This window comes from Annamia dubia NIES-4383, assembly GCF_055394725.1.
In genome coordinates, this window is the sequence record NZ_AP025630.1 from 937,088 (window position 1) to 952,965 (window position 15,878).

Below are 15,878 nucleotides of genomic sequence, written 5' to 3' on the forward strand. Positions count from 1 at the left end.
TTAATTTTAGCTCAATATATCATAGATTTCACAAGAGTTAGAAGTGGCTACAAAACTTTACATTTAATTTTAATGGAAAAAATTTTTGCTTATTTTAAGGCTCTACTTTTAAGCAGAAGTACGATCGCAATCACAAATTTTTGTTACTAAATTAATTTTAAATTTTCCGATCAGCTTATCTAGGATTAGAATAAACTAATGATAAAGTGAGTTTGAATTGCACTCAAGAAACAATCAAGACAGAATGGCACAATATACTTGTATTTCGATTGGAATTAACAATTATGATCATTTTCAACCCCTCAGTTATGCGATCGCAGATGCGGAAGGGTTAGTTCAATGTTTGCAGGATCAGGTTAATTTAGGGGATCAACAATCTTTATTATTAACGGAAGTTTCCCCTCGCATCGGTCAATTTTCAACCTATCCCGATCGAGAAAATATTTTACATTGGTTAGCTTCTCCCCCCAGTGAGTCTAGCCAACCCACTCTTAATGCGTCTTCTGTTTTGTGGTTCTTTTTTAGCGGCTATGGTTTACATTATCAAGGTGAAGATTATTTAATGCCCATTGACGGAGATCCTCAAGATTTACCTAATACAGCCCTTCCCGTGCGATCGATCTTTACTTTATTACAGCAACAGGGGGCAGGGAAAATTATTGCAATTTTTGATATGAATAGAACCCCCGGAATGCTAGGGGAAAAGGGCGTGGGAGAGCAACTGATTAATTTAGCGGGAAAAATGGGCATCGCTTGTATTTTATCCGCCCGTCCTCACCAAGTTTCCCATGAGGCGGCTTCCCTTGGTCATGGTCTATTTACCACTGCTTTATTAGAGGCTTTAAAATATTATCGTAGGGATTTAACTTTAGAATATTTAGATCATTATCTCAATGAAAGATTACCTGAGTTGAGTGAACACCATTGGCGGCCTGTGCAAAACCCCATCATGGTTTTACCCATTTTAGAAGCGGCTCAAACTCCCGTTTTACCTGCTTTAGTCTCCTCTGGAATTATTTGGCATAATAATCCTCAATTATTGTTACAAAATTCTTTTAAAAATCTTAATCAAATCATAATTGAAGACTTAACTCCCGTGGGAGTGGCGACTAATGGCACTGCTAACGCTCTTTATCCAAAAAGTGAGGTTTCAGTTGATTCTTCTCCTCTTTTCATCGGTAATAATTCTATCCCCAATCCACCACTTTTAAGCCAAGAACCTCCCGAACTGCCTAGAGCTAAACGTCAAACTTTGATCAAAAAGACTTCTAGCTCATGGCTGAGATTTTTGATCGGGTCTAAAAATATTTTGATCAAGGGAACTGTGAGTATTGTAGTTATTATTTTAGGAATATTTGGATTAAATAAATTAATTCCCCAATTAGATTTTATTAATAGTGAAATTAATGAGCCTTCTAATAAAAATAATACTCCTATTCCTCAAGCTTCTAATGAAAATAATACGCCTATTATTCAGCCTTCTATTAATAATACCCCAACTCCTGAACCTACTACTAACCAAAACTCCAATAATTCACAAAATAATACTAATCAACCTCAGAAACTAGACGATATTGGGAAAACATATTTACAACAAGCTAAGGATTATTTTCGCAATGATCAGGCCTCTCATTTTAATAATGCCATTAATCAAGCTCGGAAAGTTCCTACTAATGATGCCTCTTATTCTCAGGCTCAGGCTGATATTTCCCGATGGAGTAAGAATATTTGGGATATTGCCCAAAGTAGAGCTATTCAGGGGAATTTGACAGGTGCGATCGCCGCCGCTAAATTAATTCCCTCTGATCAAAAACAATTATATACAGAGGCTCAGAATAAAATCAAAGAATGGACTAATCAAAGCCTTAAAGCTAAAAATAATAGTGAACTGTTAAGAAAAGCAAAATCTTTAATTAATCCCCGTCAAGCATCTTCTTATATTAAAGCCATGCAGATGCTCGAAATAATTAAAGTCAATCAAACGGGCTATCAAGAAGCAAGAAAATTAAGACAACAATGGAGTCGACAAGTATATTTAATCGCTAATTCAAGGGCTTATCGTGGTAAATTTGAATTGGCAATTAAAACGGCTTTATTAATACCCCCCGATAGTAATTCTTATCGAGATGCTCAAAGGGCGATCGCCCGTTGGAAACAAGGGAAAAAATAATTAAATTGTTATTTATAATTAAAATCAATTGTTTAATATTTTACCTCAATTCCTATCACTATTCCCGATTCCTTAATTATTACTTAATTTATGCAATTATCTCCTTGGTATTGGCGATCACTTCCCTTAAAAAAACTTACTGGCTCAAATATTTTTCAAGCTTTATTTTTAGAGGAAAAAATAGCAACCTTATTAGAAAGTCCTTTCCCTACAATAGCTGATCATCCGCAACTTTGCCGTTATTCTATTTGTGCAGGAAAACCGAGAATAATTGATGATAAATTACAAGTTTTTACCCCCAAAATTGGCGAGATTTTACCCTGTTTAAATCAACTATTAAACCAAGTTAAAAGTTATCAAAATCCTCAATTTTTACCTGAAAATTTACCTTTTACGGGGGGTTATTTAGGTTGGTTAGGTTATGATCTAGCGTGGGAAATTGAAACTTTACCTAATCTTAAACCTGAAACTTTACCCTTTCCCATTGCCTATTGGTATCAACCCCAATCTTTTGCAATTTTAGATCATCAAGAGCAAATTTTATGGTTAGCCTCTACCGAAGAAATAGAATTAAATATATTAGAAGAAAAACTTAAAAAAGTTAATTTATGTGTTCAAAATTTACCATCTAATCAAACAAAGAGTAATCAAACAATTACCTTTATTACTGATCAAGAAACCTATCAAAATAATGTCAAAAAAACAAAAGAATATATCAAAGCAGGGGACATTTTTCAAGCTAATTTATCTTTAAGATTTACCACAGAAACCACCTTAAATAGTTGGCAAATTTATCAAAATTTACATCAAATTAATCCCTCACCTTTTGCTAGTTATTGGCAAAGTCCTTGGGGATCAATGATTAGTTGTTCCCCTGAAAGATTAATCGAAAAACACAAAAATAATGTTCAAACTAGACCCATTGCCGGAACAAGAAAAAGGGGAGAAAATCAAGACATAGACTTATCTTTAGAGCAAGAATTATTAACTAATCTCAAGGAAAAAGCTGAACATATTATGTTAGTTGATTTAGAAAGAAATGACTTAGGAAAAGTTTGTCAATGGGGAACAGTTGAAGTTGACGAATTTCTAACCATTGAAAGATATAGTCATGTGATGCACCTTGTTAGTAATGTTAAAGGCAGATTAAACTCTGATTACACTCCGATTGATTTAATTAAAGCCGTTTTTCCGGGGGGGACAATTACGGGATGTCCAAAAGTCAGGTGTATGGAGATTATTGAGGAATTAGAGCCTGTGAAACGTAATTTATTTTATGGCTCTTGTGGTTATTTGGATCATCGAGGCAATTTAGACTTAAATATTTTAATTCGCACCCTACTTATTCCTCATAATCAAGATAAAACCCATAAAACTCAGGTAGTGGGGCAAGTGGGGGCAGGGATCGTGGCCGATAGTGATCCTGAAAAAGAGTGGATCGAGTCTTTGCATAAGGCACAGGCACAGTTAAAGGCTTTATTTTCCTGATCAATTTTTATGTTTTTAGGCCTAATTATGATATAAAATTAGTTGAATTTTTCAACAATTGACAATTGACAATTCACAGTGAACAATGATCTATTTTTTTCTAATTTTTACTTACTAATTTTGATTGAAAAATTTAATTAATAATTACTATGAAAGATACATTTTTAAGTTGGTTAAATCGCATTTTAGTTTTTGATGTTTTCTTAGTTTTATTTGCTTTTTTTTGGTTTGCGATCGCCCTTGTGGGTCATTCTTTTAATCTTAATTTAGGTTTAGAATTATGGTATAAACTTTGGCAACCAGTGTTTCAAACGGCGATCGGAATTTTAATGTTAGGAGCAATTTTAAGTTGGTTAATCTCTAAAATTTCTCAAACAATTAAATAATTGGTCATTGGTCATTGGTCATTAGTTACTATTCCCTATTGCCTAGCAGGGCGTTTTCAAAGTTAAATTTGATAATCAATTTTTTAGTTTGTTTTTGATGTTAATAAATCAAAAATTATTAAAAAAGGGATAATTTCTAATAAAAATTAGTTCAATTTATTGAACGATTTTTGTTAGCCTTGAACTTAAGTTCAAGGCGGGTGAAATGCTTTGAGTATTAATCTCGCTTTGAAATTTATTTCAAAGCTAACAGTGATCGTTCAATAAATTGAACTAAGAATTATATTTTATACCCGACTTTGAAAACGCCCTATTCTTTACTGCATAGCACTATAACTGATTTAACAGCTTTAATTCTTCAATTTTTTGGGCTTCTTCATCAGTTAATTCCGGTGTTTGACCTAAAATTTCTTTGTAAACTTTCAGATATTTAGCGGCTGAATTATACCAACTAAAATCCTGTTTCATGCCTCTTGTTTGTAATTCATGCCATTTTTCTTTATAGCGGAAACCTTCCCAAGCCCTCACCATACAAGTAAATAGGTCTAAAGGTTCATAGCGATCGAATAGATAACCCGTCCCCGCATTATTAACCGGATCATGGAAAGAAACCGTATCAACTAAGCCTCCGGTTTGCCTCACAATAGGGATCGAACCGTAACGCATGGCCATTAATTGGGAAATACCGCACGGCTCAAAGCGTGAAGGCATTAAGAAGGCATCAGTTCCCGCATAAATACGGCGCGAAAGAGCATCATTATATAATAATTGTACCGAAATCCGCCCCCGATAACGGTAAGACATCTCCCAAAATTGAGTTTCATAATAGCGATCGCCCGTACCTAATAACACCAATTGAGCATCAGTATAAGCAAAAAATCTATCTAGTATTTGTATTAATAAATCAATCCCTTTTTGCTCAACTAATCTTGTTACCATCCCCATTAAAAAGGCGTTTTTATTAACAGTTAAACCCGTTTCTTCTTGTAACGCAATTTTATTGGCAACCCTTTGATCTAAAGTTTCAGGAGTAAAAGTTTTTGCAATAAATTTATCCGTTGCAGGGTTATATTTTTCCGTATCAATACCATTAACAATTCCTAGCAAATTATTCTGAATATAAGATAAAAGTCCATGCAATTTTTCCCCGTATTCAGCAGTTTTTATTTGTTGCGCGTAGGTGGGAGAAACCGTTGTTACTTTCCCCGCAAACTGAAGCGCCGCCGCCAACGCATTATCCCCTTGCATATACCAAGGACACCATGTGATCGTCTCTAAATAGCCACGCCAAGGCCCTTGATAAGCTAAATTATGAATAGTGAAAACCGTTGTTATATCAGGCGACTGGTGCATCCAAACAGGGATCATACCCGTGTGCCAGTCATGGCAATGGATAATTTCCGGCTTCCAATAATTCCATGCAAACTCGGCCGCACCGTTGGCAAAGAAGGTAAAACGCCAACCTTCATCCTCTCCGCCGTAAATTTTACGGGGTAAAAAAACCGGATGTCCAAATAAATATAATGGTACATCAGTTTCAGGGAGTACGGTTTCATAAATATTAAATTCTTGAAACATAGCTGAACCTTTCCACACAGGCTCAGAAGGAATTTCCATTTTATCAGGTAAAAACCCATAATAGGGTAATAAAATCCTCACATCATGGCCTAATTGGCGGAGAACTTTGGGTAAAGCACCCACAACATCACCCATTCCTCCGGCTTTGGCGATCGGGGCGGCTTCGGCGGCAACAAATAAAATTTTCATATAAATAGACAAGCCCTTAATTGTTGAGACTGTTTGATTTTATCATGTCTTGGTTATTAGTTAACAATTAGCAGTTGATAATTAACAATGGTTGAATGTTTTTTAATAACTTTAGAAAAGTCTTAAAGATAAGATAGTAAAATTTAAAATCAACAGAAGAAAGGCTCTCTATTTTTAAGAAAAATTAAAATATATTACAACATAATTAAAATAATTTTCTTTAGATAATTATTCAATTTTAACTTTTAAAGTATAAGTAGCATTGCCACGAGTTCCACCCACTACAATTTGATAATTACCAGATTCAGGTAAAATAATTTCTGTATCAGTAACTTCTGAATCAGTTAATTTACCAGTAGGGGTTAAAATATCAAACACTGCATTATCTTCTAAGGAAGTAATATTAACAGTCATCTTTTGATTTTTTAATGCTCCTAATAAATAAATATCTTGCTCACCTCTAACCACTGAATTTTCAATTACTGTTGAATTAGTACCCTGAGCAAATCTCACTGTGATGGGGGAATTAGGACTAGGATTATATTGATTAATATTAGAAGTATTCTCATCAGTAGAATCATCATTTGTATTATCATCTAAATGATTTTCACTAAGCAGATTTTTTTCAAAAAATTCATCAGCATTCTTATATTCATCACAATTAAGACTAGATAAAGTTTCAGCATCGGTAATTAATTCATTTTGATTAATAGACCATGTATCTTGTTTTGTTTGAACATCATTTTCAATTTCAGTGGTAATATCAACATCTAATTGATTATTATTAATTGTACCCTCAAATGTTCTAATATAACTAGAATAGTAACTAGATTCCTCATTATGAATGCTACCGTGTATTTCTCCTGTAACTTCTTGATTTTCACTAATTTCTAATTGACTCCAAGCCGTTAAATTTTGATCATTCACACTATAACAATACGTTCCCATTGTCATTGATGATTGAGAATTATTAGTTTTTTTACTACTAACTTTAGTCTCATTTTTTTCAGGATTATTATTATTATTAGCAGATGAACTTGAATTATTAAGATTAGGATTAGATGTATTTTGGCTATTATTAGAATTATTATTTTGACCACAACTTGCGATTAAAATAACCGTCAAAATACTAACTATGAATTTACTTTTTTTGATTAAATTTTTCATGGTAATATTTAAGATTATGTTGATAAAAAAATTCCGGTTTTGATATAAATAGACTTTGTAGAGATGAACAGCCGTTGACCCCTACAGATATTTTATATTAATTATATCCTAAGTTTCATTAAGGCTAAAGCCTTATGCTACAAAAACGAAGTCTGCGCACATCTTGAACTAAATTTTAGAAAAAAAAATCGGAGATTAACAAAATCCCCGATTTTTAAACTATTAGTTATTTAAACTTAAGAAAGTTGAGCCACAAATTGTTCTTTTTCAGGAACTTCTGTATACTCAGCCACGATCTGACGAAACTCCTCGCCATCAATGGTTTCTTTTTCAATTAAAAGATCAACTAAGCGATCGATCACAATTCTGTTTTCACGAATAATCTTTTTGGCCATTTGATGCCCAGACTCAGCGATCGCTCTTACCGCTTCATCAATGCGAGATGCAATGGTTTCGGAATATTCCGCGCGAGACATCAAACCCGCACCAAGGAAAACTTCCCCTTCTTGACCTTCTAAAGACACAGGGCCTAGATCGCTCATGCCAAAGCGTGTTACCATTTGACGAGCCATACCGCTAACTTGTTGTAAGTCGCCCCCTGCGCCCGTTGTCACTTCATCATAACCAAAAATTTCTTCTTCGGCCGCCCGGCCGCCCATTGCTCCAGCGATCCGCGCCATTAACTGGGCTTTGGTGGTTAAACCCTGTTCTTCATTGGGGGTAAACCATGTTAAGCCCTGTGCCTGACCACGGGGGATCAGGGTTACTTTTTGTACGGGATCATGGTCTTTTAATAATGTACCAACGATCGCATGGCCGACTTCATGGTAAGCGATCAGCCTTTTACTCTTGCTATCCACAAGGGGAGTGCCTTCCATCCCTGCAATAACCCGATCAACCGCATCATCTATTTCATGGAGGGTGATGGCTTCCTTACGGCGACGGGCGGTTAAAATGGCCGCTTCGTTGAGTAAGTTGGCTAAGTCTGCACCGGAAAAACCGGGGGTACGCCGTGCGATCGCATCTAAAGACACGGTATCAGCTAATTTTTTATTACGCGCATGAACTTCTAAAATGCCTAAACGGCCTTTAATATCGGGGGTATCCACAATTACTTGGCGATCGAAACGACCGGGACGCATTAAGGCCGAGTCTAAGACATCGGGGCGGTTGGTAGCGGCAATAATAATAATGCCTGTATTGCCCTCAAAACCGTCCATTTCCGTTAATAACTGGTTTAAGGTCTGTTCCCGTTCATCGTTACCGCCACCAATACCTGCGCCCCGTTGACGACCAACTGCGTCAATTTCATCTATAAAGATTAAACAGGGAGCGTTTTCTTTGGCTTTTTTGAATAAGTCGCGCACACGGGAAGCACCCACGCCCACGAACATTTCCACAAACTCAGAACCGGAAATACTGAAGAAAGGTACACCGGCCTCCCCTGCGATCGCTTTAGCTAATAAGGTTTTACCTGTTCCGGGAGGGCCTACTAATAAAACCCCTTTAGGAATACGAGCGCCTACTGCGGTAAATTTTTCCGGTTGTTTTAAGAAAGTAACAACTTCCTGTAATTCTTCCTTGGCTTCATCAATACCCGCCACATCGTCAAACATAACGCCTGTTTGGGCTTCCATTTGAAACTTAGCGCGAGACTTGGCAAAATTCATGGCTTGACCTGGGCCGCCGGGCATATTCCCAGAGCGGCGAAATAGGAAAAATAAAGAACCAATTAATAATAAAGGGAAGATTAAATTACCTAAAAATCCCCATAAAGCACCGTCATTACGGGCAGGATGGGAGTCAAATACAATATTAGAATCTCTTAAACGGGAGATTAATTCTGGTGCATTATAGGGTAAATCAACCCGTAATTTTTGTAATTGATTATCTACTTGAGGGTCTAAAGCTTGTACAATCGCCGTTCTACCACCATCGAATAAGTCAACACTAACTACTTTTCCAGCGTCTAAATACTCTAAAAAGCGGCCGTAAGTCATGCGACTATTGGCGGTATTACTGCCCATTGTTCCGGCGGCGGGGGTAAAAGCCCCCTGCCAGAAGAAAAAGCCCACCACCAACAAGGGTAAAGCCCATAATAAAATTGTTTTCCAAGGAGAAGATTTCATGCTATTTTTACTGTGAGTTTTATAAAAAATTAAGTTTAGAGAAAAAAGTTAATTTGCTTAACTTAAAATCGTATTTTTGTCAAGATATATTTCAAGAGAGATCAAAAAATTAATAGTTCTCTTAATTAAATTTAACGTATTGATCTAAATTTTTCAATTTGATTTTGACTGTTCTTCAAAAAAGGCGTTGCTCAATCAAGGTATGATAGGGGGTTGAGGCGATCGTTTATTAACAGTGGATGGAAAAGTTTTTATTTAGGGGCGATCGCTATCTGTGCAATAGCTTTAAACTTCAGAAATGATCATTTTTGCCACCGAGTCGACAACGTGCGCTAATTTTTTTCCCGAATTCATAAGGCTTTTAGGGTTTTTAATTAAGTTTTGTTACAAATTTAACCATTTCTTTACCCACAAAGTGCATTTATGGTTTATTATAAAAAGTGTAGCAAATGATACAGATTTAAAAAACTTTTTATTAATTCAGGAGAAACAACCATGAATATTCAAAAACAAGCTAGAACCTTAATCGCTAAAGATCGTCAAAGAACTCACAATCGTCAACAATCTATGTTAACTCGTAGTATTGAGACGGTTAATCAAGAGCAAAAAACCAAAGAAAATTTACAATAATTTTGGCACAATACTTAGTTTTTTATTAATTAAAATAATTATTAATTTTGGAGGAAAATGATTATGAATATTCAAAAACAAGCTAGAACTTTAATCGCTAAAGATCGTCAAAGAACTCACAATCGTCAACAATCTATGTTAACTCGTAGTATTGAGACGGTTAATCAAGAGCAAAAAACCAAAGAAAATTTACAATAATTTTGGCACAATACTTAGTTTTTTATTAATTAAAATAATTATTAATTTTGGAGGAAAATGATTATGAATATTCAAAAACAAGCTAGAACTTTAATCGCTAAAGATCGTCAAAGAACTCACAATCGTCAACAATCTATGTTAACTCGTAGTATTGGGACGGTTAATCAAGAACAAAAAACTAAAGAAAATCTGCAATAATCTTTAATTTATTTACTGATAATGTTGTAGGGGTCAACGACTGTTGACCCCTACAAGCTTTTTAGATGGCTATTGCATGGCTTTTATTAATTCTGCCGCTACTTCGGGGCGAGAAAATTGCGGAGGGGGTAATTCCCCACGTCTCAACATTTCCCGCACTTTTGTGCCTGATAAGTGGACCCGTTCCTCTGGAGTGCTAGGGCTGGTTTTTGTGGTCGCCATTTGATCCGTGCGTTTACAATAAAAAGCGTGTTCAAATTTCATCGGCACAATGCCTAACTCAGAAGGCTCAAATTCATCGAAAATGTACTGAGCGTCATAAGTCCCGTAATAATCACCCACTCCGGCATGATCACGCCCAACTATAAAGTGAGTACAACCGTAATTTTTGCGAATTAAAGCATGAAAAATTGCTTCTCTCGGGCCGGCATAACGCATGGCTGAAGGGTTGATCCCTAAAATTACCCGATCTTGAGGGAAATATTTATCAATCATGATTTCATAACATCTCATGCGCACATCGGCGGGAACATCGTCACTTTTCGTTGCACCGACTAAGGGATGTAAAAATAAGCCGTCAACTACTTCTAAAGCACATTTTTGGATATATTCATGGGCGCGGTGGATGGGGTTGCGAGTCTGAAAACCTACAATTGTTTTCCAACCTTTTTCTGCAAACATTTGGCGAGATTGTGTGGGATCAATTTGATATTTAGGGAATAAAGGATGATCTTCTCTTTCTAATAACCACACTGGCCCTGCTAAATTAACTGATCCTTGCTCATAAACTACTTTTACACCGGGGTGTTTATCCTCAGTTGTCAAATAAACATTCTGAGCTTCATGGGATTTATTATAATGATATTTCTGAGTTAATTCTAAAACTCCAATAAATTTACCGTTGGGATCATCTAATCTCACCCAATTGCCTTCTTTTAAAGGGTTAGCCACTTCTTCGGTCACGGATAAAGTCACGGGAACTGCCCAAACCGTGCCATTAACTAAGCGCATATCATCAACTACTTTTTCGTAGTCTTCCTGCCCCATAAAGCCTTTGAGGGGGCTAAAACCGCCAATAGCGATCATAATTAAATCGGAGGTAGCACGTTCATCTAGTTGAACTCTGGGTAGGTGATCTTTCTGAGCCAAAAATTCTGCTTTTTCTGCTTCCGTAGCGACACGGTTAATCAGTTGGCCACCGTGAGGAGTGATCCCAATATAAGGATGAATACTCATAATATTTTATCTAAATGTAAATTTTTGTTAACAATAACGGGTAACAGTATATCATATAGCTATTAGCTATTAGCAATTAGCTTTGAGCTTTTTTGCAATAAAATTTATGACTAATTTGATCAGCCCATCTCATAACTATTTAATTATAATATTAATAGCGCCCGTTTAACCGCTTGGGATCTAGCAAAAACTAATTTATCATTGAACCCAAAAACAATCAAGTTAACAATGGCCAGAACTGTTAAGAATGTTCAAACTTCAACCATCAAAATTAGATTTTAATTATCTTCAAAAATGGGCTAAAATATTAGAACTTTCAGAAGATTTAGAACAAGCATTGAGAGAGTCTTATTAAGTTAGTATTATTAAGTATTAAAATGAAAAATTTACTATTTAAAATTATTGTAATTCTCTTAGGTGGCTGGATATTTTTTGATTTATTATCCCATTTAATTGGCGAAATTTTTTGGTTTCAAGAAGTTAATTATTTAGATGTTTTATTAACAAGATTAACAACTCAAGCAATTTTATGGATAATTGGAGGGGGAGTTTCCTGTGCTTTTTTATTTATTAATTTATCTATTTGTCAAAAATTAAAATGGCGGGGTAATGCCCATTCTGATATTCAAAAAAAATACTATTTTCGACAAGATTTAACTTTAGCAGTTGAAGCACCTCAAACTCCTGCTTTTTCCCTTAAATTTCTCTTACCTTTAGTAATTTTATTTAGTTTAATTATGGGAAGTAGAATTATTCATTATAGCCAAATTGCCCTAGAAATGTGGCATTATGATCTTAATTCTCCTACCGTTATTCCCCCCCTACCCTCTCCTTTTAAATTAACTTCTTTTTCCATTATTTTTAGTCAATTATTTAATCATTTTTGGCTAATTTTAGTCATGGTTTTAACCATCTTAATTGTAATCATTAAACCTAAATTTATTTTACAAATCATTGCCATATTTATTAGTTTTTTATTTGGCTTTATTTTATCAGGAAATTGGACAAGAGTTTTACAATATTTTAATCCTAGTATTTTTGAAAAAACAGATCCCTTATTTAATATTAATCTTGATTTCTATGTTTTTACTTTACCTAATTTACAGGTTTTTAGTTTTTGGTTAGAAGGGTTATTATTTTATGGTTTAATTGTTGCAACTTTGATTTATTTATTATCAGGAAATAGTCTCTCAGAAGGAAAATTCCCCGGCTTTAGTTGTTCCCAATTACGTCATGTTTATTTATTAACCAGTATTTTAATGTTTGCCTTTTCTTTTCGCCATTGGTTGAGTCGTTATGAACTTTTATTTTCCCAAAGAGGTGTTACTTATGGCGCAAGTTATACCGATGTTAATGTGCAGTTACCAATGGAAACTTGTTTAAGTATTATGTCTTTTTTAATTGGCATTTGGTTATTTTATCAAAGTGTGTTTAGATTAAGATATTTTTGTCAAATTATTAACATTAATAAACCTAATTATAAACAGCCAAAAGAAATCATTTTAATTATTTTTTATCTATTATTTATTTTATTAACTATTACTTTAAGTGCGATTATTCAAAAGTTAAATGTACAACCAAATGAATTAGCAAAAGAAACCCCTTATATTGAACGCAGTATTAATTTTACTCGATCGGGCTTTGCTTTAGATCAAATAGATGTACAAACTTTTAACCCTGAAGGTAAATTAACTTTACAAGACTTAAAAAATAATTATTTAACCATAGATAATATTCGACTCTGGGATAGTAGACCAATTTTAAAAACCAATCGTCAATTACAACAATTAAGACTTTATTATAAATTTGTTGATGCGGATATTGATCGTTATTATTTTAAAACTGAAACTATTGAAAATAATCAAAATATCAAAGTAGAAAATTTACAAAAACAGGTCATTATTTCCCCTAGAGAATTAGATTATTCCGCCGTACCTGAACAGGCTAAAACTTGGGTTAATGAACACTTAGTTTATAGTCATGGTTATGGTTTTACTTTATCACCTGTGCATTATGTTGATGAGGGAGGTTTACCCTTTTATTTTATTAAAAATATTGGCGGTGATCTTGAATTTAATAATCCCACTAAATTAACTAATACTAACATTTTAGTACAAGAAACAATCCCCTTAGAAAATCCTCGAATTTACTACGGAGAGATAACTAATACCTATATTTTAACCCCCTCAAAAGTACAGGAATTTGATTTTCCAAGGGGTGAAGAAAATGTGAAAAATACTTACGATGGTTTAGGTGGTATTCCCATTGGATCACTGCAAAAAAGATTAATTTTTGCTCAATATTTTAAAGATATTAGAATGTTATTTGCAGAAAATTTAACTCAGCAAACTAAGTTATTATTTCGCCGTAATATTAATCGGAGAATTAGGGCGATCGCCCCATTTTTAAGATATGACAAAAATCCTTATTTAGTAGTAGAAAATGTGGAAAAAAATTCTAAAAATAATCTTTATTGGATCGTAGATGCTTATACCACCAGCGATCATTTTCCCTATTCGGATCCGGGGGAAAATAACTTTAATTATATTCGTAATTCCGTTAAAGTTGTGATTGATGCTTATAACGGAGATGTGCAATTTTATATAGCCGATGATCAAGATCCAATTTTAAAAAGTTGGACAAAAATTTTCCCTAATTTATTTTTACCATTAACACAAATGCCAAAACATTTGCGCTCCCATATTCGTTATCCCGAAGATATTTTTAGTATTCAAGCCGAAAGACTTTTAACTTATCACATGAGCGATCCCCAAGTATTTTATAATAAAGAAGATCAATGGCAAATTCCACAGGAAATATATGGAGATGAAACTCAAGCCATCGCTCCTTATTATTTAATAATGAAATTTCCCAATGAGCAAAAAGAAGAATTTATTTTATTAAACCCTTATACACCAACCAGTAGACCGAATTTAATTGCATGGTTAGCCGGAAGATCTGATGGGGATAATTATGGTAAATTATTATTGTATCAATTCCCTAAACAAAAGTTAGTTTATGGGCCTAATCAAATTGAAGCATTAATTAATCAAGATCCGATTATTTCTCAACAAATTTCTTTATGGTCTACTAAAGGATCTAATGTGATCCAAGGTAATCTTTTAGTAATACCAATTGAACAATCTTTATTATATGTTGAACCCTTATATTTAGAAGCAGAAAATAACAGTTTGCCGACTTTAGTTAGGGTAATTGTGGTATATGAAAATCAAATTATTATGGCAGAAACAATGGAAAAAGCTTTAGATCAAATTTTTAATCCTAACACTAATTCTAATGCCCCTATTCGACAATTAATTAATTAAAAATAACTTCTCCCTTGAAGGGAAAAGCTAGATTTTATTTCCAGTGGCGATCAGATTAATTTTAATTACATTACCAATCAAACAGGAACATAAATAATTTTAACAAATAACTAATCTAAAATGATTTCACCTTGCCAAATTTTTTGCTGTAATTCTCGAAAAAGTTTACATTCTTCTTGAGTTACCTGTTTATCTTGGTAAATTGTTCTTTTAATATTATCACTTTCCTCACGGGATAAATAACCATCTTGTAAAGCTCTTTCGATCGCTTGTCTAACTTTTGAGGTATCTTCTGGCATATTTAATTCACTCCTTATTATTTTTTGAAATGATCTAATTCGATCATATAACCAAAAATTAGAAATGTTAAATTTCTTAATCTATTTATAATAGTTGAAGTTGAAAATTAATTAGCATCTGCTAAAATTGTACCCTTGAATAAAGTTGAACTTAACTTAACAGAATTAAAAACGGCTTTGTTTAAATTAGCATAACTAAAATTAGCATGACGTAGATCCGCATAATCCAAACTAGAATAGGCCAAATTAGCATGAGTTAAATTAGTCTGATTCATAATAGCATGACTAAAATCCGCATAAGTCAAATTACTATGAGCCAAATTAGCACAGGTAAGATCAGCATAAACTAAAATACCTCGGCTTAAATTGAGATAATTAAGAGTAGTTTGGTGAAGATTGGTATTACTTAAATTACCATCTCCTAATTCCGCATGATTCAAATTAGCATAACTTAAATCAGCACCACAAATTTTAGCAATATTAAGATTAGCATGACTAAAATTGGCCCCCCTTAAATTAGCGCGAGTTAAATTAATACCAATCAATCTGGCACGACTGAGATCAGATTCTTGTAAATTGATTTTTTGCAACTCAATATCATGTAGCAAAATGCCACTTAAATTGAGTTTACTAAAATCTCGTCTTCCTTCTTGATATTGTCGTAGTAATTCTTGACCATCCATAGTTAGTTAACAAAATAGAAAATCTAGTCTTAAATTTGTATTATCTCAAATTAGTTGTGAAAAATAAAATTTTATTTTATTTCTTCTCGCCCTCAATCTTCTTTTTTGAGTAAAATCTGTTAATATTTGTAAAGATTATTGAAGAAAAGTGAACAGGGAACATAGATCAAATGTTGATTTGAGATTAAAAGTTACCAGTGA

13 protein-coding genes are annotated in these 15,878 nt (G+C 33.9%); 7 read left to right on the forward strand and 6 right to left on the reverse strand.

Features of this window, described 5'->3' with window-relative positions; translation table 11 throughout:
• Positions 1-244 precede the first annotated feature (244 nt).
• The 3 genes from Anndu_RS04345 to Anndu_RS04355 all read left to right on the forward strand — a co-directional run bounded on the left by Anndu_RS04345 (position 245) and on the right by Anndu_RS04355 (position 4,044).
• A complete protein-coding gene (locus Anndu_RS04345) occupies positions 245-2,170 on the forward strand; it encodes a caspase family protein (RefSeq protein WP_464103196.1) in 1,926 nt (641 codons plus the stop codon).
• A gap of 90 nt (positions 2,171-2,260) precedes the next feature.
• Positions 2,261-3,658, forward strand: a complete 1,398-nt coding sequence (locus Anndu_RS04350) for an anthranilate synthase component I (protein WP_464103197.1) — start codon at positions 2,261-2,263, stop codon at positions 3,656-3,658.
• Positions 3,659-3,807: 149 nt separating this feature from the next.
• Entirely contained in the window at positions 3,808-4,044 is a 237-nt protein-coding gene (locus tag Anndu_RS04355; RefSeq protein ID WP_464103198.1) for a hypothetical protein, read from the forward strand.
• Between the two features lie 330 nt (positions 4,045-4,374).
• Here Anndu_RS04355 and glgA read toward each other — a convergent pair whose 3' ends face one another.
• The 3 genes from glgA to ftsH2 form a co-directional block, all read right to left on the reverse strand.
• Positions 4,375-5,811: a glycogen synthase GlgA gene (glgA, locus tag Anndu_RS04360; RefSeq protein WP_464103199.1), complete on the reverse strand. Its 1,437-nt coding sequence runs from the start codon at positions 5,809-5,811 to the stop codon at positions 4,375-4,377.
• Positions 5,812-6,039: 228 nt separating this feature from the next.
• Positions 6,040-6,978 carry a hypothetical protein gene (locus Anndu_RS04365; RefSeq protein WP_464103200.1) on the reverse strand — a complete coding sequence of 313 codons (939 nt, stop codon included), beginning with the start codon at positions 6,976-6,978 and terminating at the stop codon, positions 6,040-6,042.
• Positions 6,979-7,214: 236 nt separating this feature from the next.
• A complete protein-coding gene (gene ftsH2, locus Anndu_RS04370) occupies positions 7,215-9,107 on the reverse strand; it encodes an ATP-dependent zinc metalloprotease FtsH2 (protein WP_464103201.1) in 1,893 nt (630 codons plus the stop codon).
• A 495-nt stretch (positions 9,108-9,602) separates the two neighbouring features.
• Here ftsH2 and Anndu_RS04375 point away from each other — a divergent pair, with 495 nt between their 5' ends.
• The 3 genes from Anndu_RS04375 (at position 9,603) to Anndu_RS04385 (ending at position 10,133) form a co-directional block, all read left to right on the forward strand.
• Positions 9,603-9,737: a hypothetical protein gene (locus Anndu_RS04375; RefSeq protein ID WP_464103202.1), complete on the forward strand. Its 135-nt coding sequence runs from the start codon at positions 9,603-9,605 to the stop codon at positions 9,735-9,737.
• Positions 9,738-9,800: 63 nt separating this feature from the next.
• Positions 9,801-9,935, forward strand: a complete 135-nt coding sequence (locus tag Anndu_RS04380) for a hypothetical protein (protein WP_464103202.1) — start codon at positions 9,801-9,803, stop codon at positions 9,933-9,935.
• Between the two features lie 63 nt (positions 9,936-9,998).
• Entirely contained in the window at positions 9,999-10,133 is a 135-nt protein-coding gene (locus Anndu_RS04385; protein ID WP_464103203.1) for a hypothetical protein, read from the forward strand.
• A gap of 69 nt (positions 10,134-10,202) precedes the next feature.
• On the opposite strand, the gene sat is transcribed toward Anndu_RS04385, so the two are convergent.
• Entirely contained in the window at positions 10,203-11,369 is a 1,167-nt protein-coding gene (gene sat / locus Anndu_RS04390) for a sulfate adenylyltransferase (protein ID WP_464103204.1), read from the reverse strand.
• A 377-nt stretch (positions 11,370-11,746) separates the two neighbouring features.
• On the opposite strand from sat, the gene Anndu_RS04395 reads away from it, so the two are divergent.
• On the forward strand, positions 11,747-14,695 hold the full coding sequence (locus tag Anndu_RS04395) for a UPF0182 family protein (RefSeq protein WP_464103205.1): 2,949 nt from the start codon (positions 11,747-11,749) through the stop codon (positions 14,693-14,695).
• A gap of 110 nt (positions 14,696-14,805) precedes the next feature.
• Here Anndu_RS04395 and Anndu_RS04400 read toward each other — a convergent pair whose 3' ends face one another.
• Together Anndu_RS04400 and Anndu_RS04405 are read right to left on the reverse strand one after the other, a co-directional pair.
• Positions 14,806-14,994 (reverse strand): hypothetical protein, encoded by a 189-nt coding sequence (locus tag Anndu_RS04400; protein WP_464103206.1) that lies wholly within the window; start codon positions 14,992-14,994, stop codon positions 14,806-14,808.
• A 107-nt stretch (positions 14,995-15,101) separates the two neighbouring features.
• Positions 15,102-15,677, reverse strand: a complete 576-nt coding sequence (locus Anndu_RS04405; protein ID WP_464103207.1) for a pentapeptide repeat-containing protein — start codon at positions 15,675-15,677, stop codon at positions 15,102-15,104.
• Between the last annotated feature and the right edge of the window lie 201 nt (positions 15,678-15,878).

Coding starts and splice junctions, on each gene's coding strand:
- Anndu_RS04345 (WP_464103196.1), top strand. CDS start 245: ATGGCACAATATACTTGTATTTCGATTGGAATTAACAATTATGATCAT.
- Anndu_RS04350 (WP_464103197.1), top strand. CDS start 2,261: ATGCAATTATCTCCTTGGTATTGGCGATCACTTCCCTTAAAAAAACTT.
- Anndu_RS04355 (WP_464103198.1), top strand. CDS start 3,808: ATGAAAGATACATTTTTAAGTTGGTTAAATCGCATTTTAGTTTTTGAT.
- glgA (WP_464103199.1), bottom strand. CDS start 5,811: ATGAAAATTTTATTTGTTGCCGCCGAAGCCGCCCCGATCGCCAAAGCC.
- Anndu_RS04365 (WP_464103200.1), bottom strand. CDS start 6,978: ATGAAAAATTTAATCAAAAAAAGTAAATTCATAGTTAGTATTTTGACG.
- ftsH2 (WP_464103201.1), bottom strand. CDS start 9,107: ATGAAATCTTCTCCTTGGAAAACAATTTTATTATGGGCTTTACCCTTG.
- Anndu_RS04375 (WP_464103202.1), top strand. CDS start 9,603: ATGAATATTCAAAAACAAGCTAGAACCTTAATCGCTAAAGATCGTCAA.
- Anndu_RS04380 (WP_464103202.1), top strand. CDS start 9,801: ATGAATATTCAAAAACAAGCTAGAACTTTAATCGCTAAAGATCGTCAA.
- Anndu_RS04385 (WP_464103203.1), top strand. CDS start 9,999: ATGAATATTCAAAAACAAGCTAGAACTTTAATCGCTAAAGATCGTCAA.
- sat (WP_464103204.1), bottom strand. CDS start 11,369: ATGAGTATTCATCCTTATATTGGGATCACTCCTCACGGTGGCCAACTG.
- Anndu_RS04395 (WP_464103205.1), top strand. CDS start 11,747: ATGAAAAATTTACTATTTAAAATTATTGTAATTCTCTTAGGTGGCTGG.
- Anndu_RS04400 (WP_464103206.1), bottom strand. CDS start 14,994: ATGCCAGAAGATACCTCAAAAGTTAGACAAGCGATCGAAAGAGCTTTA.
- Anndu_RS04405 (WP_464103207.1), bottom strand. CDS start 15,677: ATGGATGGTCAAGAATTACTACGACAATATCAAGAAGGAAGACGAGAT.